The 20,072-nt window shown below is 45.4% G+C and carries 18 protein-coding genes; 10 read left to right on the forward strand and 8 right to left on the reverse strand.

What is annotated here, in order from left to right; all coding sequences use genetic code 11:
* The first annotated feature begins 16 nt into the window (after positions 1 to 16).
* Complete coding sequence (locus R3P39_RS09955) at positions 17 to 397, forward strand: bactofilin family protein (protein WP_336567236.1); 381 nt, start codon at positions 17 to 19, stop codon at positions 395 to 397.
* An 8-nt stretch (positions 398 to 405) separates the two neighbouring features.
* On the opposite strand, the gene R3P39_RS09960 is transcribed toward R3P39_RS09955, so the two are convergent.
* The gene (locus R3P39_RS09960; protein WP_336567237.1) at positions 406 to 882 is read right to left on the reverse strand and encodes a hotdog fold domain-containing protein; all 477 of its coding nucleotides are present in this window, start codon (positions 880 to 882) and stop codon (positions 406 to 408) included.
* Positions 883 to 1,036: 154 nt separating this feature from the next.
* Here R3P39_RS09960 and R3P39_RS09965 point away from each other — a divergent pair, with 154 nt between their 5' ends.
* The 4 genes from R3P39_RS09965 to efpL all read left to right on the forward strand — a co-directional run bounded on the left by R3P39_RS09965 (position 1,037) and on the right by efpL (position 4,415).
* On the forward strand, positions 1,037 to 2,215 hold the full coding sequence (locus R3P39_RS09965; RefSeq protein WP_336567238.1) for a multidrug effflux MFS transporter: 1,179 nt from the start codon (positions 1,037 to 1,039) through the stop codon (positions 2,213 to 2,215).
* A 93-nt stretch (positions 2,216 to 2,308) separates the two neighbouring features.
* Positions 2,309 to 2,527, forward strand: coding sequence for a hypothetical protein (locus R3P39_RS09970; protein WP_336569356.1), 219 nt, complete (start codon positions 2,309 to 2,311; stop codon positions 2,525 to 2,527).
* A 257-nt stretch (positions 2,528 to 2,784) separates the two neighbouring features.
* The gene (yghU, locus tag R3P39_RS09975; RefSeq protein WP_336567240.1) at positions 2,785 to 3,660 is read left to right on the forward strand and encodes a glutathione-dependent disulfide-bond oxidoreductase; all 876 of its coding nucleotides are present in this window, start codon (positions 2,785 to 2,787) and stop codon (positions 3,658 to 3,660) included.
* Positions 3,661 to 3,845: 185 nt separating this feature from the next.
* Positions 3,846 to 4,415, forward strand: coding sequence for an elongation factor P-like protein EfpL (efpL, locus tag R3P39_RS09980; RefSeq protein WP_336567242.1), 570 nt, complete (start codon positions 3,846 to 3,848; stop codon positions 4,413 to 4,415).
* Between the two features lie 59 nt (positions 4,416 to 4,474).
* Here the strand turns inward: efpL and R3P39_RS09985 are convergent, their stop codons facing one another.
* From R3P39_RS09985 to sixA, 5 genes are all read right to left on the reverse strand, one after another.
* The gene (locus R3P39_RS09985; protein WP_336569291.1) at positions 4,475 to 5,293 is read right to left on the reverse strand and encodes a DNA ligase; all 819 of its coding nucleotides are present in this window, start codon (positions 5,291 to 5,293) and stop codon (positions 4,475 to 4,477) included.
* Positions 5,294 to 5,385: 92 nt separating this feature from the next.
* On the reverse strand, positions 5,386 to 6,033 hold the full coding sequence (locus R3P39_RS09990; protein WP_336567243.1) for an HAD family hydrolase: 648 nt from the start codon (positions 6,031 to 6,033) through the stop codon (positions 5,386 to 5,388).
* Positions 6,034 to 6,138: 105 nt separating this feature from the next.
* A complete protein-coding gene (locus R3P39_RS09995) occupies positions 6,139 to 6,438 on the reverse strand; it encodes a hypothetical protein (protein ID WP_336567244.1) in 300 nt (99 codons plus the stop codon).
* Positions 6,439 to 6,536: 98 nt separating this feature from the next.
* Positions 6,537 to 8,831, reverse strand: coding sequence for a TonB-dependent receptor (locus tag R3P39_RS10000; protein ID WP_336567245.1), 2,295 nt, complete (start codon positions 8,829 to 8,831; stop codon positions 6,537 to 6,539).
* A gap of 577 nt (positions 8,832 to 9,408) precedes the next feature.
* Positions 9,409 to 9,876: a phosphohistidine phosphatase SixA gene (gene sixA / locus R3P39_RS10005; RefSeq protein WP_336567246.1), complete on the reverse strand. Its 468-nt coding sequence runs from the start codon at positions 9,874 to 9,876 to the stop codon at positions 9,409 to 9,411.
* Between the two features lie 147 nt (positions 9,877 to 10,023).
* Here sixA and R3P39_RS10010 point away from each other — a divergent pair, with 147 nt between their 5' ends.
* Both R3P39_RS10010 and R3P39_RS10015 read left to right on the forward strand, forming a co-directional pair.
* Positions 10,024 to 12,693, forward strand: coding sequence for an insulinase family protein (locus R3P39_RS10010; protein WP_336567247.1), 2,670 nt, complete (start codon positions 10,024 to 10,026; stop codon positions 12,691 to 12,693).
* Between the two features lie 303 nt (positions 12,694 to 12,996).
* Positions 12,997 to 15,153, forward strand: a complete 2,157-nt coding sequence (locus tag R3P39_RS10015) for a sensor domain-containing protein (protein ID WP_336567248.1) — start codon at positions 12,997 to 12,999, stop codon at positions 15,151 to 15,153.
* Between the two features lie 12 nt (positions 15,154 to 15,165).
* Here the strand turns inward: R3P39_RS10015 and R3P39_RS10020 are convergent, their stop codons facing one another.
* Entirely contained in the window at positions 15,166 to 15,357 is a 192-nt protein-coding gene (locus tag R3P39_RS10020; protein WP_336567249.1) for a hypothetical protein, read from the reverse strand.
* A gap of 880 nt (positions 15,358 to 16,237) precedes the next feature.
* Here R3P39_RS10020 and R3P39_RS10025 point away from each other — a divergent pair.
* Together R3P39_RS10025 and R3P39_RS10030 are read left to right on the forward strand one after the other, a co-directional pair.
* Entirely contained in the window at positions 16,238 to 16,633 is a 396-nt protein-coding gene (locus R3P39_RS10025; RefSeq protein WP_336567250.1) for an MmcQ/YjbR family DNA-binding protein, read from the forward strand.
* Between the two features lie 142 nt (positions 16,634 to 16,775).
* Positions 16,776 to 17,774, forward strand: coding sequence for a 6-phosphofructokinase (locus tag R3P39_RS10030; RefSeq protein WP_336567251.1), 999 nt, complete (start codon positions 16,776 to 16,778; stop codon positions 17,772 to 17,774).
* A 22-nt stretch (positions 17,775 to 17,796) separates the two neighbouring features.
* Here the strand turns inward: R3P39_RS10030 and nhaD are convergent, their stop codons facing one another.
* Positions 17,797 to 19,242, reverse strand: coding sequence for a sodium:proton antiporter NhaD (gene nhaD, locus R3P39_RS10035; protein WP_336567252.1), 1,446 nt, complete (start codon positions 19,240 to 19,242; stop codon positions 17,797 to 17,799).
* A 115-nt stretch (positions 19,243 to 19,357) separates the two neighbouring features.
* Between nhaD and R3P39_RS10040 the strand changes: the two genes are divergently transcribed.
* Entirely contained in the window at positions 19,358 to 20,044 is a 687-nt protein-coding gene (locus R3P39_RS10040) for a 2OG-Fe(II) oxygenase (RefSeq protein WP_336567253.1), read from the forward strand.
* Positions 20,045 to 20,072 lie beyond the last annotated feature (28 nt).

Raw genomic sequence — 20,072 nt, forward strand, 5'->3', positions numbered from 1 at the left:
TGATATCGAGGTAATCGTGTTTAACTCTTTTAAAAACCCGCAGTCAGATGTTCCCGCAATCATTGCCAGTAGCACCACGATCACCGGGGACGTTGCTTGTGACGCTGAGTTGCAACTCGATGGCAGCGTTCATGGTAATTTAGATATTAAACAGCTTACCATTGGCGAAAAAGGCGTGGTAAAGGGCAATATAAAGGCCGAATTGTTGGTTATCTTAGGCAAGGTTGAAGGCGATATTCATGCCAAAGAAGTTACATTACAGCCCAGTGCTAAGGTGTATGGCAACATCGAGCATGAAACCCTAACCATTGCCGCTGGCGCGCATATTGATGGCAAACTAACTCATATCAATGAAGCCACGAATGTTACGGCCATTGCCAGTTCTGACCAGCAATAGCCGCTCAATCACTGCTTTTTCTGCTTGGCGCTGATGTACATATTAATATCAGCGTGAAAGACCTTTTCACCAGAGCGATTAAATACTTCCACTGGAATAATTAAGTCTTCTTTGTCTTGCCACGTTCGCGGGTAATCTATCTGAGCCACCGCTTCTAAGTCTGTTTCTGCTATGGCTAGGTACTGCACCGTCATCCCCTTAGGGATCCAACGATGGCTTTTATGGTCAATCGTGGCATCCGTCATGACCCCACCGACTAACTCAGCCAAGTTACACATGGCAATGGCGTGTACCGTACCTATGTGATTGTGCACCGCTTTGCGATTGGGCATGGTCGCTTTACATAAACCCGGCTGCAGTTGCGTAATTTTAGGTTTAATGGTGCCAAAATATGGTGCTTTTCGGCATACCGCCTTACTGAAAAGCCATTTACCAAACGGCAACCAATTCAGACGTTTATAAGTTTTTACTATTGCAGATGCCATAACGTGTTATTCCAATCAAATTTTTTTAAAATTAACACATCTGACCAGTTAATCAACTGGCGCTCAGGCAACCATAGAAAAATTTTGTCAAATCGGCGCTTTGTCCTGTCTTTTCTAATTTCTCGCAATACAATAGCCGGCAAAAGGAGACGCCATGGCACAGTCAAATTCAAAAGCCCTTATTTTTATTCTCGCACTGCTGATTATTTTTTGCCCCCTGGGTATCGATCTCTACTTGCCAGCTTTCGTGGCAATGGAAAATAGCCTTAATGCCAGCACAGCTCAAATTCAACAAACGGTAAACATCTACATGCTGGCGGTGGGCTTAGGGCAACTGATTGCAGGACCATTGGCAGATAAGTTTGGTCGCAAACCCATAGTGTTAATTGGTATCTGCTTGTTTGCTCTAGGCGCCATTACCGCGAGTCTTGCGACCACCTGGTTGACCATGATGGCCGCACGAGTGTTACAAGGTTTTGGCGCCTGTGCCACCTTTGTGTGTGCTTTTGCCATTGTAAGGGATAGCTTTGGCCACAAAGGTGCGGGGCAAATGATCACTTACCTCAATGGCATTGTTTGCTTTATTCCGGCTTTGGCACCCATTTTAGGCGCTTGGCTTACCGTAAAGTTTGGCTGGCAAAGTAACTTCAGCTTTCTAGCTGGCTTTGCCTTGTTAGGTTTGCTATTGGTCACAGTGTTATATAGTGAAACACGTCCTAACGACACCCACTACAGTGGCCATATTCTTGATTTGCGCCGCTTTAAGCCCATGTTTAATGACGCTACCTTTGTATTTAATGCTACATTAACCATGTTGGGCATGGCCGCCATGTTGGTATTTGTTATCTCCGCACCAGGTTGGATCATGGAGGAGATGTCAGGCAGTGTTGCGGATTTTACCACTTGGTTTACCGGTAATGCGGTAGTGAGTATTGCGGCAAGCTTTATCGCACCACACTTTATTAAGCGCAATAGTCAGCGTGCGCTTATTTTTGGTCTATCGCTGTTTGGTTTCAGTGGCTTGTTGTTGCTGATGTTACCGCAAACTCAGGTCATGCATTTTGTTTTACCTATGTATTTGGCCTCCATTGGTTTTGCCTTTACCTTAGGCGCAGCAGCTGGCAAGGCTCTGTCAGGGTTTGCCAAACAAGCGGGAACCGCTTCGGCACTCATAGGTGTACTACAAATGAGTGGTGCTGGCGTGCTGGCGACTTTAACACAACCTTTGGGATTAACAGCTCCGATGCAGTTAGCACTGCATTTGCTGCTGGTTATGCCATTTTTACTGCTGCTGGCTAGTAAACGTCGTCACCAGCTACACAGCGCAGCATAAAGTATTGCTGCGGTTTTAATGCTACTTTATGACCCAATATGCCAAAGCCAGACATTGCTATAAAATTATCATTATCACTCTTTTGGCATCTGGTTGCGGACTCAAAGACGCCAAGACTACAAATTTGCATTGACTGGTAAAGGTACTTCACAAGTCGATATTTATCGCAATGGTAGTAAAATTGTAACAACCAGCAATGATAATAGTTACACAGACACTATCAATGCCAAAGGCGACGGCTCATACGGCTACCAAGTTTGTGAACAAGGCAGCACAGACACTTGTTCAACGACACAAACGGTGGTGTTCTAACCTCCAACCAATTGCAAAATGCCGGTCACTTTGACCGGCATTTTTTATGTCCCTACACCAGTGCTATGGCTACTGATTTTACTTTTTTAAACGTGCCGAAGTAATCGTAATGAACGAAGCGACATTAGCAAACGTAGTGATGGCTAAGAGCGAAACCAATAAGGATGTGAACAGATAGGACTTTTATCCACTGTTCATTTTCTTTTCACTTCGAGTGTCTATACTAATGATTAGTTTAGTGACAGAAGGAGTCTTACATGAGTACATCGGGTTATACCCCACCCAAAGTATGGCAACACGCTTGGCAAACGGATGATGGCAATAAGTTTGCTAACATTAACCGCCCCACGGCAGGTGCCAGATATCAACAGTCACTCCCTCAAGGTAAACACCCCCTGCAACTTTACTCCCTAGCCACACCCAATGGCGTTAAGGTCACCATATTATTAGAAGAACTGCTTGCTGCTGGCCGCAGTGACGCCGAGTACGATGCCTTTCTAATCGATATTATGGCTGGAGAGCAATTTAGTTCTGGTTTTGTTGCACTAAATCCTAACTCCAAAATCCCAGCCTTATTGGATACCAGTACAGAAACACCAACCAAAGTGTTCGAGTCAGGCTCTATCTTGCTGTACCTCGCGGAAAAATTTAATGCTTTTATCCCGCAAGACTCGGCAAAACGCACCGAATGTTTAAACTGGCTATTTTGGCAAATGGGCGCCGCCCCCTTGCTTGGCGGTGGCTTCGGTCATTTTTATGCCTATGCACCAGAGTACTTCGAGTACCCAATTAATCGTTACACTATGGAAGTAAAGCGGCAACTCGATATGCTTAACCAACATTTGGCTAATAATCAGTATATGTGTGGCGATGAGTATACCATTGCCGATATGGCCATTTGGCCTTGGTATGGCGTACTTGCGCAGGGGCACCTGTATGATGCCGCAGAGTTTCTCGACGTCAATGGCTATGAGCATGTCATCCGCTGGGCAGGCGAAATTGCTGCGCGCCCGGCTGTACAGCGTGGCAAGATGGTGAACCGAACTTGGGGAGAGCCCCATGAACAGCTACACGAGCGACATGATGCCAGTGATTTTGATAGCAAAACACAAGATAAGCTAAACTCTGACTAATCATCCAGCGCCGCTGCCCTGCGGCGCCTTCTCTTCACAACCCTTCTTACTTTAAAGCATATAATCACCACCGCGGTCACCCACTCTGGGGTTTTGACGTTATCCCCTATCTAGATTTATTTACGCTCGCAAAAAGCCCTAAAAGTGATTATATTTAAGCAACTTTTTTGTGTTAGGAAGAACTCATGCCCAAGGCTAGTGAAATAAAAAAACATGCTGCCATTGAATACAACGGCCGCGTAATGATTGTTAGAGACATTGAACGCTCAGTACCACAAGGTCGTGCTGGCGGCAGCTTATATCGTATGCGGATGTATGATGTGGTTGATAACTCTAAAGTTGACCACACCTTTAAAGCTGAAGAAATGCTAACGTTAGCCGACCTAAATCGTCGCGGCGCTACGCTCTCATATATTGATGGCGATGAATACGTGTTTATGGATGACGAAGATTACACGCCTTACCACCTTAATAAAGACAGCATCGCTGAACAGCTGCTGTTTATCGACGAAGCCACTCAAGGCTTATCCGTGGTACTGGTACACGGCTCTCCAGTGTCTATCGACTTGCCATCAAGCGTGGAATTAGTCATTACAGAGACGTCACCGTCGATTAAAGGCGCTTCTGCCAGTGCGAGAACCAAGCCTGCCACCCTAACAACGGGTTTAGTGGTACAAGTACCAGAGCACATCTCAAGCGGTGATAAAATTAAAATCAATACCGCTGAATCTAAATTTATGGGTCGCGCCGACTAATACCAACCCGCATTAATGCACACTTAATTAAGCACTGGGCAGGGTCAACCTGCCTTTTTTTATAGTGCTGGTCTCACTCGCAAAAAGCGCGCAAACCTCGGCTTGCCAAACTTGGTATAACCTTGGTAACGAAACGTGATGCGACTGCCAATCGCTGGCGGCGCTTTGCGCTCGGCATCGCTGAAACCAGTGCCGATTTTAAATTGCTTACCTCGCTCGTCCTTTACCAACAACGACCCCATCATGCCTTGGTATTTGCCATTACCGGGTAAGTGCTTGAGCACGATGGCCTCGGCGTCTTGATAAGGCTTATACTTGACGATGTCATCGCTGCGGCCTGCTTTATGTAAGGCACTTTTGCGATGCAACATCACTCCTTCAGCGCCCTTATCTAGCACCGCGTGATAATAGCGATTTAACGCTTGACGGTTTTGCAACGCAAGCTGCTCTACAGCTTGAATATGAGGGATATTTAACTCGTCAATAAGGCGTTTATAATGCTGATAGCGCCTATCAAAAGGAGTCGTTTTATCGGGAGCATCAAAAATATAATAGGTGATTTGCCGCCAATGGCTATCGTTTGGTTGCTGACGGCGAGCAACCCCACTGACAAAGGCAAAGTTTTTGTAGCCTGCCCATAACTCACCATCTAACCAAACATTGGGCAAGTCTTGCGTAAACCAATCTGGCGCATGGATCACATGACCACCACGACTAAGCAGCCTCTTACCATTCCACACTGCCCTGACGCCATCGTATTTTTCACTCACTAAATAATCTGATATGGCTTCATGACCTTGATAAATAGCGGCAAGTTGAGTAGCTGGAGGCTCGGCACTAAACAGTGAAAAGCTGTAAAAAAGCAGTCCTAAAAGCATCGTTTTCATAGCAATATCCTTTGCAGTGAAGAGTAACATCTAACTGCTTAAACATTGCACAGCTTAGCTAATTTGTAAAACCTCTTTCATGGCTAATTTCTAAGCCACTGATAAAACGCTGCTAAATTATTAAATTGCTGATCCGCTATGCTTAAATCTTGCACCTGAGAATGGCTATTGGGAATAGCCACCGCACACAGCCCAGCAGACTTTGCTGATTGCAACCCTGTGTGGCTGTCTTCAATGGCAACAGCTTGGCTGGCGGCGACCCCAAGCTGCGCTAACGCTTGTAGGTATGGCTCTGGGTGAGGTTTTGGCTGTTCAACATCGTCTTTACAGATCACCACATCAAACAGTGGCAAGAGATCATGGCTGGTTAACGCTGGAATGGCTTCAGCACGGCTGCTCCCCGTCACCAAAGCGATGGGCATTTGCTTGGCACTTTGCTCAACAACGGTTTGAGCGAAAGGCATGAGGGTCGGCGCCACTTCGCTTGCCACGGTAACAAAGTGTGCATTTTTATCATCACACAAAGAGGCTGCCGATGGCGCTAGCTGATGTCGCTGCTTGAGTATGTTTGCCGCCTCCAAGGTCGGCACACCAGAAAACTCATGACAAAACGCTTGCTCAGAGTAAGATATCCCAAGAGGTGCCAAGACTTGCATCCAACTTTGATAGTGCAATGCCTCTGAATCCACTAAGGTGCCATCAAAATCAAATAGTACCGCTTGAAAACGCATTATACCCTCTACCTTACTCTTACTTTGCTAAATTCAAGCTAGAAGCGCTGAACGGCTCAGCCCACCCAGCTCAAGTGTGTTTATAGTGTGCCTAGTATTAGGCTATTATTGTTGCAGACCAGCAGGTGGCTCTGCCGACGCTTCCTCGCCCGACTCCACTTCAACCAAGGTGTAACCCCGAGGCTGTCTAACCACTTTTAAAATGGGTTTTTCGAAAGCAGATTGTAACCTTTGGCTATCGGCCTGCAATTCTTCTATGGTACGCCCAAAAGGTGCGGCACCAGTTTCAGACCAATTCGTCACCTTACCGTTAAGGTTATATTCTACTTCATGAATTTGATAGAGCTCAGGCTCTGTTTTGGTTGCTTCACAGAAAATCACACGGTAATTCCAAAAACCTGACATAGCGACTCCCATCATAAAAATGTCAAAATAAAAGCTGATAGTAAAAAGCCCGCATTAAGCGGGCTTTGGCATATTCATTATAATCACTGTGGTGTGAATTAGAAGAATTTTACTTTAAATTCTGCACCAACAAAGCGCTCTTGATTCAGCATACCGGTGTTGTTGTTGAAATCAACACCACCAATAACAACCTGCTCGTCAAATAAGTTGCGAGCAAATACTGATACTTCGTATTCATTGTCACCGGAGAACCATAGGTAACCAGCTCGTAGACCCGTTTCAAACAGAGCTTCACCTTCAAACTCTACCGATTTATACAAGAAGAAGTCGATTTCGCTGCGGTATGACATATCGCCGTATACAAAGAACTCACCATTTTCAGTTTCTTTGGTATAGCGTAATGTTGCATTGGCAATCCACTCTGGCGCGTGTGGCAGGCTGTTGCCATCCAAAATTGCACGTGGTTCAGGACCAAATGAACCCTCAACCATGTATGTCGGATCAGTTACCGTACACTGACCGCACACTGCTACAGCTAGCTCGTCATCTTGTAGTTCAGTATTATTGTAACTCAGGTTGAATGTTGCGTTTAGCTCATCCGTTAGCACCCACTCGGTATCAAGCTCAAAGCCATAGCCTGTGGTTTTGTCAGCATTGACTAGACGGTTAAAGTTAGAGCCACCACCTACAGCAGTAAGCTGTTGGTCATTCATCTGATAGTAGAAAACCGTTGCGTTAACACGGCCAGAGCCATCTAGCACATCTGATTTGATGCCCGCCTCGATGGAGTTAGTGGTTTCAGATTCAGCAACCGTTGCTTCATCACCGAACAAGATGCGACCCTGAACACTTGGTGCACGGAAGCCGTTAGCAATACGACCAAATAGATTCACATCATCGGTTAATTTATAAGTAGCACTTAAGTCCCAGCTAACGTGGCTATCACTTGGGTTTGCCCACACTTCTTTAAAATCAGCTGCGCCAGCAGGGCTTTGAGTACGTTTAGCATAAAAGTCTTTTTCGTCATCAGAGTAACGAAGTCCAGCAGTCACTTTCAGATCATCAGATACCGTATAATCAAACGAGCCGAACAGCGCCCATGCTGAAGTGTCTTGCTCTTGGATAGCATATCCATTTTGCAAACCGTACTGCATTGCAGCAACATCGTACGCGGTACTATCGAAGTTATAACTTTCAATAGTCAGGTCTTCTTCAAATAAAAACACACCAACTTGGTAGTTATAATCACCGGCAAGGTTGCTTGATAAGCGCAATTCTTGAGTATATTGATTATGATCCGGTAATACGTCTGCAGTTTCTGCATTAAAGAAGATCAGGCCTGGACCACTGACACCATTGTCATCAGGGCCATAACCGCCATCTACATCAGCACGCGAGTAGATTTCAGCATTCTCCCAAGCAGAGATTGACGTTACCGTATGCTCATTCAGATCCCACTCTAGCTTTAAACTCAAGCCTTGGGTTTCAACTTGCTGAGTCGCACGCGAAGCAGCGTCTTGATAAACCACGTCGTTGTCATAAATTGGGTTGATGTTATTGCTGCCAGCTTCAATTAAGTTGGCGCGGAATGCGATAGGACGACCATCAAGCTCACGATAATGGTAGTTAAGTAGGCCGTCGAAGTTATCACCTTCATATAAGAACTGCACACGTACAGCTTGCTCGCTGTAGCCACCTAGTGAGTCTTCTTTTTCAAAGCCTGGGGCTTTAACGTCGATGTAGTCTTCTTTTTCTTGCCACAGCGCTGAAATACGAGTTGATAAGCGATCCGTTACTGAACCACCTACCGCGCCTTCAAAGTCAGTGGCACCGCGGCTACCATATGAAAGGGCTGCATAACCATCAAAGTCTTGGCTAGGCTTAACTGTATCAAACTTTACTAGACCTGCAGGCGTGTTACGACCGAATAGTGTGCCCTGAGGACCACGCAACACTTCGATGCGTGCAATATCAAAAACTGGGAAGCCTTTAAGGATCGGGTTTTCTTGAACCACTTCATCGACAACCAACGAAACCGGTTGTGATGCGTTTAGATCGAAATCCGTGTTACCTAAACCACGAACGTAAAAGCGTGGGAAAGTACGACCAAAAGAAGATTCCACAGATAAACTTGGAATTTTCGCGTTCATGAAGCGAATATCCATACCCGCAGAACTATAAGCGTTTAAGCCATCACCTTGCAGTGCTGATACTGAAACAGGCACCTCTTGTGCGTTCTCAACACGCTTACGCGCAGTAATCTGAATTACTTCTAGTTGGTTTGATTTTGCTTGCTCTTCTTCAGCAAGGGCAGAAAATGAAGTACCTGCTACAGCAGAGAACAACGTAGCATTGATTAACGTTGCTAACGTGGATCTTTTCATTGCTTTCATGTTGGATTTCGACCTTTTAGTGCACTCTATGTTCAACGGTATATGTTTTGGGCGCCGTTTCACGTGGCGTGAACGTTCAATTTTACGCGTTTTTCTATTAACGCGGACCTTGCAATTGAGAGTGCGATACAAATTTGCACGGCTGAACGAGACGGCGCTAATTATAGCAGCAAATTTTTACTTTGCTTCATAAACCGAACTAAAAAAGTCAATTTTTTTACAACTTTTAGCTATGTTAGCTGACAGTTCACAACATTTAGCAACAAAAAACCACAGAAAGCGGACATTTGTCCTTTCGAAAACCAAGCACAAATGTTCACCTTTCTAATTTTTACCGGCAACAGAAACAACACCAATTAGTGCGATCACGAGGTCGAATTCGTGATTACTCATAATAGATGCTGTGATGCTTTGCCACTTGCGCCCAAACAAGAACCAAAGCATAGTCGGTAACGGTAATATTACCGCAAGTCGTTACTGGTCAATAAGACAGTGGCAGAATAGTAAAGTTCAATCTAAATTAGAAATAGGACATTAGACCGATTTAAGGAAAAAAACCGGCCTGAGTTTAATCGCTTCAGCGCTCTGGGGTTTCCATTGCTACAAACTCGGCGCGGCCAGACTCTTCATTGTAATTAATCACCGCGATCGCTGCGGTATTAAAAATAGGCATATTGTCTGGGCACAATTGATCGACTAGATAGCTGACGATGGGCATGTGTGCCACCAGCAACCAAGTGTTTAACTGCGGGTTTAATGAGATTAAGGTTTCAAGATAATCAATAGCCGTATTTGCCGTACCACTTGGCACAATATCTTCACAGGTTTCCACAAATTGTGGGGATTGTGGCTGCAACACCTGGGCTGCCGTTTGCTGGGCACGTACAAATGGGCTGATCAATGCCGCATCAACTTGATAATGCTGCTTTAACCAAGTGGCCATTTGTTGTGCTTGCTGTACTCCGTGCTCGGTTAACTCCCTGTTGGCATCAGTGCTGCGCAGCGCTTGCGCTTCGCCATGACGCATAATCAGGATTGTCTTCATACTATTCAGCACCTTATGATTAATTTAGACTAAACCGGTAGCTAAATCACCAGTTTGTTCGCTATATTAAAACAAATGAAGCATTAACGGGAAATGAAATTCCAGTTACCTGCAATTACTTTTAACTAATTTATCGGCAGCAGCGTATTGAAACTGAGTAATAATGATAGTCGGCAGTACCAATTTATAACACTGGACAATGGTCTAAGGGTGCTCCTTGTTAATGATGCCTCTATTGCTAAATGCGCAGTGTCATTAACCGTCAATGTCGGCCACTTTGATGACCCCGAACACCGTCAAGGGATGGCGCATTTTCTTGAGCATATGCTATTTCTTGGCACTGAGGCTTACCCTGAATCGGGCAGTTTTTCCCAGTTTATTAGTCAGCATGGCGGCCAAACCAATGCTTGGACGGGCACTGAGCACTCTAGCTATTACTTTGACTGCGATGCCGAACAACTGCAACCTGCACTTGAGCGATTTAGCCAGTTCTTTATTGCCCCCCTTTTAAGCCCCAGTGACAGCGAAAAAGAACGTGAAGCCATTGATGCCGAATTTAAACTTAAAATAAAAGACGACGGTCGCCGCATTTATCAAGTGCACAAAGAAACCATTAACCCGGCTCACCCATTTGCCAAGTTTTCTGTAGGCACACGCGAAACACTTGCCGATGGTGAACAAAATATAGCGCTTGAGTTAAAGGCTTTTTTTCAGCGCCACTATCAGGCGCAATGGATGACCTTAGTCATCGCAGCACCTCAGCCGCTGAAACAGTTAAATCATTATTGTCAGGTGTTTCAAGATATTCGTGGCAGCAGCGAAGTTAAGCCTGCTATTGAAACGCCAATGTATCGCCCTGACGATCTCTGCCAAGAGTTACAAATAAAACCTCGTAAGCATATGCAAAAGTTGATAGTCAGCTTTGCCATGCCCAATCCGGCCGACCTCTACAAACACAAAAGCGTTAGTTTTCTTGCCCATTTATTAGGTTATGAAGGCAAAGGCTCTTTGTACTCGATATTGAAGTCTCAAGGTTGGATTAACGCCCTGTCTGCCGGGGGCGGTATCACGGGGAGCAACTTTCGCGACTTTAACGTCAGCTTTGCACTTACCGACGAAGGTATTGAGTACTACGAAGACATTGTCGAAATGTTGTTTGAATACTTGGCACTGATCAAGCAAAACGTCAGTGCCCTGCCACGGCTCTATCAAGACAAAAGCACGCTATTAAATATTGCTTTCGATAACCAAGAAATTGGCCGCACATTAGAGTGGGTGAACTCGGTTAGTGTCAACATGCACCATTATCAACAACAAGACTTTCTTTATGGCGATTACCGTATGGATGGCTTTTGTGAAGCTCAGCATAATGAATTGTTGTCATACCTAACACCACACAATATGCGCCTAGTGTTAATCCACCCTGATGCCGACGTTAACAAACAAGCGAAGTGGTATAACACGCCATACAGTATTCAACCTTTAGCACCTGAGTGGTTAGAATCGTTAGCAAAAGTAAATATGCCTCTGCCGCAAATGGCACTGCCAGCGATTAACCCTTATTTAAGTGCCAGCAACCCACTCCACCCGATTGAATCTTCGCAAGACAAACCGATACGCTTAGCTGAGCAACCCGGGTTTGAGTTTTGGTTTAAACAAGATGTGACCTTTCGAGTAACTAAAGGCCACTTTTATCTTGAGATAGACTCAGCACCATCGGTGCAATGCCATAAACACATGGCGTTATCACGTTTATTTGCAGATCTGTTTATGGACGCCGTAGCGGAGCGTTTCTACAGTGCCGAGTTGGCTGGGTTAAGCTATCACATCAACTCCCACCAAGGGGGGCTAACGCTGCACACTGCAGGCCTTACAGGTAACCAAACCACCTTAATTTTGGAATTAGTAGATGCCCTACTACACCAGCCAATCCATGCCGCACGCTTTGCAGAGTACAAAAAGCAACTGATCCGCCATTGGCGCGGTCACAATAAAAACAAACCCGTGAGTGAACTGTTTAGTCGCCTCGGTGCCCATTTAATGCCATGGAACCCAAGCCCTGAAGACTTGGCCAGCGCACTGAAAAGCGCCAGCTTTAACGAGTTTCAATTGTTCCGCAAAGCATTTTTCTCCGCCATTCATGTCAAAGCGTTTATGCATGGTAATTGGCAAATGAAGCATGCTCAGCAATTAAAAACGGCAGTACACGCCTTGTTTGTCGACAGCGAAATACTCGATGATTTAAAACGACCATTAACCAAGGTTACTGACACACTAACCGATGCCATTACCCGTGATGGCAGTGATCATGCATTTATTGAATACTTCCAGTCGCAAACCGACTCAGTAAAAGAAAAAGTCACCATGATGGCGGTGAATCACCTCATCAACCAAGACTATTTCGAGCAACTGCGTTCGCAAGAACAACTGGGCTACTTGGTGGGCGCCGGTTACGCGCCTTTTAATACCCGCGCCGGAATTGCCTTCTACATACAATCGCCAAACTACGACAGCCAGCATTTGCTTGACCGCCACCGCTTATTTTTACAGCAGTTCGCTGCGCAGTTAGAAGCAATTGATGAAGACACTTGGCAACGTGCTAAGGAAGGCTTGCTACTGCACATTTCAGAGCGAGATAAAAACTTACGCCTGCGCGCACAACGGCTCTGGATAGCCATCACTAACGACTTCCACCAATTTGATATGCAAGCGCGCTTAATAGAAGCGTTAGAAATGCTGACCTTGGCTGAGGTAAGCAATTATATCAATGACATGCTGGATGCAAATAGAGCAAGGTTAATTTTCACCTGTAACTAACTGCAACCACACAAAATTTCAGCTTGAAAGCCTAGTAAGTAGGCTTTCAGCCACTTTTTACCTTAACCACTCACTTACTCAGTGCAATGTAATTCATGGTTTTTTTACCTCAAGCCGAGAAAAAGCGGTCAGTTATCGCGCTTTTTGTGGTAATTGCCTTTTTCTTTTTGACTCAACTCTGGGCTTGATTTAGATTAGAGATTGCAGTTAAAAATTACATACTCTATGAGCCGACACCTAATAATAATAAAGATTGTCTTTGTTTTATCGCTATTCACTAGCCCCAGCTACGCTAGTGTAGCCATGCTAACAGCCCCGCAACTTGCCTGGCTGATTCCGTGCGCGTTGGCTTTACTTTCCATCCCTTACTTATTGTGGTCGAATCAACGTTTAAAAAAGTCGACTCGACAATTACAACATTCAGAACAGCGCTTTAAAAGCACCATTGAAGGCAGTGGCGATACCCTGTGGGACTGGAACATTCAATCTGGTGAGATCATCCGGATTAATGACAAATACAATATGAATGCTGCCAAGCCAGGCAATAGCATTCCCAACCAAAACCGCATTCACCCCCAAGATGTCCACATTGTCGAAAAACTATTAAAGCAACATTTTGCTGAAAAAACGCCTTTCTTTGAAGCCAGCTACCGCATTAAAGACGATTTAGGTCAGTATCACTGGGTGTTAGACCGCGGCAAGATCATTGAAAAGGACGACAACCTTAACCCACTGCGAATGACAGGTACGGTTCGTGATATTGGTCACTTTAAAAATACCGAAGAGCGTTTAAACCTATTTGCTAAATGCGTTGAATCACTTACTGATGCCATCGCCATTTACGACAAAGATTACTTTTTAGTCGACCTCAACCCCAGTTACCTTAAGCTCTTTGGCGGTCAACGGGAGCATTACCTCAATAAGCAATTTACCCTGCCAGGGTATGACAATAAGTTTATTGCTCAGGTCAAATCGCAATTACAGCAAACGGAGCATTGGCAGGAAGAGTTAAAACTTAGAAATGCCGCGGATGTGTTATTGCCAATGGAGATCACCATTGATGAGATTAAAAATAATCATGGTCAAATCACCAATTACGTCGTGGTCTACTCCGACTTAACTGAGCGTAAAAAAGCCGAATCACAACTGCATAACCTATCAAATCGCGATAGAACCACTGGGCTGCCTAACCGTAATTTGTTTTTTACCAATCTACAAAAACTGTCACAGCAAGGTACTCACCATGCGCTGCTGGTTTTTGATCTCGATAACTTTAAAAAAATCAATGACTCACTGGGCCACCAACTAGGCGACACCCTACTGGCAAAGCTTGCCATGCGCCTCAACAAGTTAGCGCGTCAGCAAGATACCTTTTACCGCCTTGGCGGCGATGAGTTTGCACTTATTATTACTGGCACCAACGACATTCACACCATAACCCGCACGGCAAAACAGTTTCTAGCCGCGATAGCAACACCGTTTCGCATCGCCAATCATGAGCTGGTGATCACCTCATCGGTAGGCATTGTGCTGTGCCCAGAGGATGGCAAATCGCCAGAAAGCCTGCTGAAAAATGCCGATACTGCGATGTATCACGCGAAACAAAAAGGCAACCACTACTTATTTTTCAACGATTCGATGAATGAGCAAGCGGTTAAGCGGTTGCAAATAGAAAACTTGATGCGCTATGGCCTTAAAGAAGATCACTTCGTGGTCTATTACCAGCCTAAAATGAACATCAAAACCGGTGAGCTGGTTGGTATGGAAGCATTAGTGCGCTTTATTACGCCCAAAAAAGGCGTCATCAGCCCGGGAGTTTTCATTCCCATCGCCGAAGAAACTGGGCAGATTATCGACATTGGCGAAGTGGTGCTCGATAAAGCATGCCAAGACGTTAAACGCTGGATAGACAAAGGGCTGTTTAATGGTCGAGTGGCCGTCAATCTATCAGCGAAACAATTTAGCTTACCAGACTTAACCACTCGCATTGATATCATTTTACAAAAGAATCAACTGCCGTCTTACTTCCTTGAACTAGAAATCACGGAAGGCACGGTAATGGATGACCCCAAAGAAGCCATCGACATCATGCAGTCACTCAGTGCTCGCGGTATACATTTGGCCATGGATGACTTTGGTACCGGCTATTCGTCATTGGCCTACTTAAAACAGTTCCCACTGAATACCCTCAAAGTGGATAAAGCCTTTATTGATGACATGGGGAACGAGCGTGGCCGTAACATGGTCGATTCCATCGTTACCATCGCCCATAACCTTGACTTACATGTCGTTGCCGAAGGCGTTGAGCAAAAGCAGCAACTGCAATTATTGGAGCAGCTCAACTGCCAGACGGTGCAGGGATACTACTTCTCAAAGCCTTTATCTAGCGCTGAGTTTGAGCAATTCCTACTGCAACACCAGCAACCCGAACATGCCCCGAACCTGCAATTAGTGCAGTAACACTCATGTCTGTTATGGCAACCACCTCACCAAATTGCCACAACGTCGTAACCAAGCTCTACGGTAGTGCACTCGAAATAAGATTAATGCAACTGGGCCACTGAATAACGCCAAGGTGAACCAGCGCCGTTGCGGCATCCCGGTTTTCAGCGCTTGGGTATAAATGGTTATGGCACACAGTAAAGCTAGGATGACAAAAATCACGGCGACTCCAACAAATCGTTTTCAACTCAACAGCATAGCTGCACACATCGTTAGTGATAACTCATTTCCATGTTATGACCTTGAACTGCAAAGTACGGCAAAGTCAATTAGCTACTGCTTTGTTTCTTAATAAGTATTTTAAAGCCACCAAAGGCTAATACCTATTTCTAGGGTACCACAAAGCAAGGTTTACCAGGCTGTTTACTAACGCGGTCAGCGAGTCTACACAACGCTCACTATTTAAGCAACAAAAGAAAATATTGTTGCAAAATTTTGCATTATTTAATTTAATAGCGGACTGTCTTATGGATTTAGCAGTTCATCTTGGTTATGTCTTAAAGCAATTAACGCCATGGCGTTGCGGCTCAGTGTCGATAACCGCTTAAGATAACCGCAATACGGTGCTGCTGAACTGAGGTTCAGCAAAACACGCCGGGCAAGTCAAAGTGAACGCTATTTCTGTCACCAAAACGCACAAGCATGCGAATTAGCACACGTGCTTTGGTGAACTCCCCCGCTGGGGATGTGGCAAGTATGGAAATAAAGCGTTGGCAATTGTTTCCAAGCATTGTCCACTTTAGTTATGAAAGTTAAGCCGGATATTAAGTACCGTTAGGAAGGCCGCAGTCAGAAAGTTAAAATAGACTTTCTAAAACCCTATCTTAATGAATAAAAGTACTTTTTATTGCAGTCTTACGATAAATTGAGAGTTGTATAGAAAAATCATGAAAAGTCTGTACTTATTCAAGAATTTTCTGCGTTATCACGCTTTGGTATAGACGATCTGATAGTTTTTACCGATACACAATTACAGTATTATCCTTAGAGCTGCTAAACTTAACTTCATGTTGTATTAACTGTTACTTCAAGGACACGGGCTATGGATCAGAAAAGCGTACATGAATATTTGCAGGCCAAACCTGCAACGTTTATTACGAAACCTTTCGCACAAGATGTAGATGTATATAAGGTTCAACATAAAATGTTTGCCACTTTGACTGAGGGGAAAGAGGGGCAAGTCGATGACAATGGTGAACCGGTTTGGTGGTTAAATGTAAAGTGCGACCCTGATGAAGCCTTATTGTTACGTGATAAGTACGAATCAGTGGTACCTGGTTATCACATGAACAAGCGACTGTGGAATACAGTGATTTTAGATGGCACAGTACCTGCGGACGCGATTAAAAAAATGATCGATGACTCCTACCAAATTGTGGTAGACAACCTACCTACAGCACAACGCGAAGAGTTAGAAAAAAAGATCGCACAGCAATAACAGCAAACGGCACAGTGCTTGATTACTGCGCCGTTTTCTTTTCCAGCCTCTTCATAATACCAATCTAGATCAACTTGATAGCCTGCAGATATCGTAGTATACCATTACCATGATCACCTAAGCGCCATTCAAGGAATGCCCTATGAGTAAAAAGATTGCCATACTAACCAGCGGCGGCGATGCCCCGGGAATGAACTCTGCTATTCGCTCAGTGACACTGTCAGCGCTACGCTGTGGGTTTGAATGTATTGGCTTTTATCATGGCTATAACGGCTTAATTGAACAAGAGTTCTGCAACCTATCGGCGCAGAGTGTCACCGATATAACGCAGCAAGGTGGCACCATTTTAAAAAGTGCTCGGTGTCCGGCCATGCACACTGAAGAAGGCGTACAACAAGCGGCAAACAGCTTGCGTAAACTGCACGTAGATGCCCTTATTGTTATTGGCGGCGATGGCTCATTTCGTGGCTTGGAGGCGCTTTGGCAACATTGGCAAGGGACGCTTATTGGTTTGCCCGGTACCATAGACAATGATTTAGCCGGCTGTGATAACACCATTGGCTTTTCTACAGCGGTCAACACAGCCACCAGCGCCATTGATAAAATTCGGGATACCGCCAATGCCTTTGAACGCGTCTTTATCACTGAGGTGATGGGTCGCCACAATGGCCACATCGCTTTTCACGTTGGTATTAGCTGTGGCGCCGAGGCCATCTTGTCCTTTGAGAACTGTGACCCCAACAACCACCAAGCCATCGAAGCACAATTAATTGCAGCCATTACTAAACAACAGCAAAAGCATGGCAGCTTTATGATAGTACTGGCTGAGAACCTTTGGCCCGGAGGCGCACAAGCCCTAAAAGCACAGCTGAATAACCAGACCGAGATAAACGCGGCCATGTGTGTACTTGGCCATATTCAACGTGGTGGCGCGCCAAGCGCAGAAGACCGAATTCTCGCCACTGAACTGGGAATTGCCGCAGTAGAAACCATAACCTCAGGCTCGGTGACGACCCCCGTGATGATTGGCAAAGTACAAGGCCAGCTGCTGCAAAGTGATATCGCCGAGATATTACAACAGCAAAAACCCGTTTCACCGCAATGGGTTAAGCGCTACCAGAGTTATTTGGCAGAGCTGTAAAAACACAGCTTTGGCCGCCAGACTAACCAAACACACTGAAAGCCCCCTCGTTTAACCACAGGTGGCAAACAATGCTCGCGGCATAGCCTAAGAAAATAACCGGTGTCCATTTTAAATGACCTAAAAAGGTATAATAACCTCGAGCTTGCCCCATTAACGCCACACCTGCTGCGGAACCAACCGACAACAAACTTCCCCCTACGCCAGCGGTAAGTGTGATCAGCAACCAATGGCCGTGTGACATCTCGGGTTGCATCGCTAATACCGCAAACATCACCGGAATGTTATCGATAACAGCGGAAATAATACCTAAAAAGACATTGGCATAAGTCGCTGACCATTGCCCATATAAAAACTCTGACATAAGACTTAAATAGCCTAAGAAGCCAAGGCCACCAACGCACATGACGATACCGTAGAAAAACAGTAAAGTGTCCCACTCGGCACGAGATACCTTACTAAAGACATCAAATGGCACCACACTACCGAGCTTTTCTAAGCGCTTTTTATCGCCTTCACGCTCTGCCATAGCCCGCTTTCGCGCTAATGAACCTGGTAATGTCATGCGCAAAAAATAGCCAAAAAATTGCAAGTAGCCTAATCCCATCATCATGCCCAATACCGGAGGCAGATGCAGCAGGCTGTGGCACAACACCGCGGTGGCTACCGTAAGTAAAAACAGCGCCAAAATTCGCAATGCGCCACGTTTGAGCTCAACGCGCTCATAGACCGCAGACGGTTTTTTTGCCGCGACGAAATAACTCATGATGGCCGCGGGCACGAGGTAGTTCACTAAAGCAGGCACAAACAGCACCAAAAACTCACTAAAATGCACCATGCCAGATTGCCACACCATTAAGGTGGTAATATCACCAAATGGACTGAACGCGCCACCGGCATTGGCAGCAATGACAATATTGATGCAGCTAAGGTTGATAAAGGCCCTGTCACCTTCAGCCACTTTCATCACCACCGCACACATCAGTAATGCCGTAGTTAAGTTATCGGCAATGGGAGAAATAAAAAAGGATAAGAAACCGGTGATCCAAAAAAGATTTTGATAGCTAAAGCCTTTTTGGATCATCCATGCCCGCAGGGCATCGAATAGGCGCCGCTCTTCTAGGGCATTGATATAAGTCATGGCCACCAGTAAAAACAGCATTAGCTCGGCAAATTCTAACAAGTTATGGCGAAAGGCGTGCTCGGTGACATCTGGCTGGCCCTGATTAACATAAAACGCGCCGATCATGAGCCAAATCAAACCAGCTGCGACCAAAACCGGTTTAGATTTTCGCATATGGAGTTTTTCTTCCAACATCACTAGGGTATATGCTAAGACAAACACAATAATACAAAGCATGCCTAAGGTGGAGTCAGTGAGATCTAGGGTTCCTTGTGCTGCTAGCGCCTTAAATGGTAGGAGCATGAGTCCAGCACAAAGAAAAAGCAGTGTTCCTGTGGTTTTCATTTTTTTGCCCATTGATGAGTGCAGAAGGATGGCAATTCAGCCGCGCTCACTTTAGCATAGTAAAATGAATATCAGCATTGGACAGAAGTCTAACACAACCAGCAATAGGTACTTCATGCTTCAACTTACGCAACAGCAACAAGCTTCATTACAACAACAATTAACTAGCGATGGCTTTGCGCGCATAGACAATATCTTGGCAGACAACGACGCCGAACAGTTGCACCAATGCTTGCTCGGATTAGACTATAACACCGCACTTTTTCACCAAAATAAGGTAAAAACAGTCACTGATCAGCAGCTTGGGGCGCTTACCCCACAGGAGCGCCAAGTACTATTTGAAGATATCTATAGTGACGCCGCCCAAGGGCTCGGGTTTATGTACTGCAGACACTCAGTTGGAGCGCATAGTCCGAGCGTCTTAAACCAATTGTACCAAAGTCTCAATGCTGCCGCCCTGCAACAACTGATCTCAGACATCAGTGGCGAGCAGATCATTCACACCTCAGCGCAGGCCACTCGTTACATCAGTGGCCAGTATCTCACTCGCCATACCGATGTAGTTGAATCTGAAGGCCGAGTGTATGCTTATGTATTGGGTGTGAGCAAAAACTGGCACCCGGATTGGGGTGGATTACTGCAGCTGTTTGAAAGAGATGGCACGCCAACCACCAGCTACGCACCAAGGTTCAACTCCTTAGTGGTGTTTGACGTCAAAAAATTGCACTCGGTGACTTATGTCGCCCCTTATGCCAAGGGACCACGGCTATCTGTTACTGGTTGGTTTCGTACCAAAGCATAATAATAGCGGGCTCTGCGAGTAGTGCAGA

Source organism: Pseudoalteromonas sp. UG3-2 (assembly GCF_037120705.1).
Lineage (GTDB): Bacteria > Pseudomonadota > Gammaproteobacteria > Enterobacterales > Alteromonadaceae > Pseudoalteromonas.

What these genes read in the sequence shown, in the direction of transcription:
- R3P39_RS09960 (WP_336567237.1), bottom strand. Translation starts at nt 882, where the DNA reads ATGGCATCTGCAATAGTAAAAACTTATAAACGTCTGAATTGGTTGCCG.
- R3P39_RS09965 (WP_336567238.1), top strand. Translation starts at nt 1,037, where the DNA reads ATGGCACAGTCAAATTCAAAAGCCCTTATTTTTATTCTCGCACTGCTG.
- yghU (WP_336567240.1), top strand. Translation starts at nt 2,785, where the DNA reads ATGAGTACATCGGGTTATACCCCACCCAAAGTATGGCAACACGCTTGG.
- efpL (WP_336567242.1), top strand. Translation starts at nt 3,846, where the DNA reads ATGCCCAAGGCTAGTGAAATAAAAAAACATGCTGCCATTGAATACAAC.
- R3P39_RS09985 (WP_336569291.1), bottom strand. Translation starts at nt 5,293, where the DNA reads ATGCTTTTAGGACTGCTTTTTTACAGCTTTTCACTGTTTAGTGCCGAG.
- R3P39_RS09990 (WP_336567243.1), bottom strand. Translation starts at nt 6,033, where the DNA reads ATGCGTTTTCAAGCGGTACTATTTGATTTTGATGGCACCTTAGTGGAT.
- R3P39_RS09995 (WP_336567244.1), bottom strand. Translation starts at nt 6,438, where the DNA reads ATGTCAGGTTTTTGGAATTACCGTGTGATTTTCTGTGAAGCAACCAAA.
- R3P39_RS10000 (WP_336567245.1), bottom strand. Translation starts at nt 8,831, where the DNA reads ATGAAAGCAATGAAAAGATCCACGTTAGCAACGTTAATCAATGCTACG.
- sixA (WP_336567246.1), bottom strand. Translation starts at nt 9,876, where the DNA reads ATGAAGACAATCCTGATTATGCGTCATGGCGAAGCGCAAGCGCTGCGC.
- R3P39_RS10015 (WP_336567248.1), top strand. Translation starts at nt 12,997, where the DNA reads ATGCTAACAGCCCCGCAACTTGCCTGGCTGATTCCGTGCGCGTTGGCT.
- R3P39_RS10025 (WP_336567250.1), top strand. Translation starts at nt 16,238, where the DNA reads ATGGATCAGAAAAGCGTACATGAATATTTGCAGGCCAAACCTGCAACG.
- R3P39_RS10030 (WP_336567251.1), top strand. Translation starts at nt 16,776, where the DNA reads ATGAGTAAAAAGATTGCCATACTAACCAGCGGCGGCGATGCCCCGGGA.
- nhaD (WP_336567252.1), bottom strand. Translation starts at nt 19,242, where the DNA reads ATGAAAACCACAGGAACACTGCTTTTTCTTTGTGCTGGACTCATGCTC.
- R3P39_RS10040 (WP_336567253.1), top strand. Translation starts at nt 19,358, where the DNA reads ATGCTTCAACTTACGCAACAGCAACAAGCTTCATTACAACAACAATTA.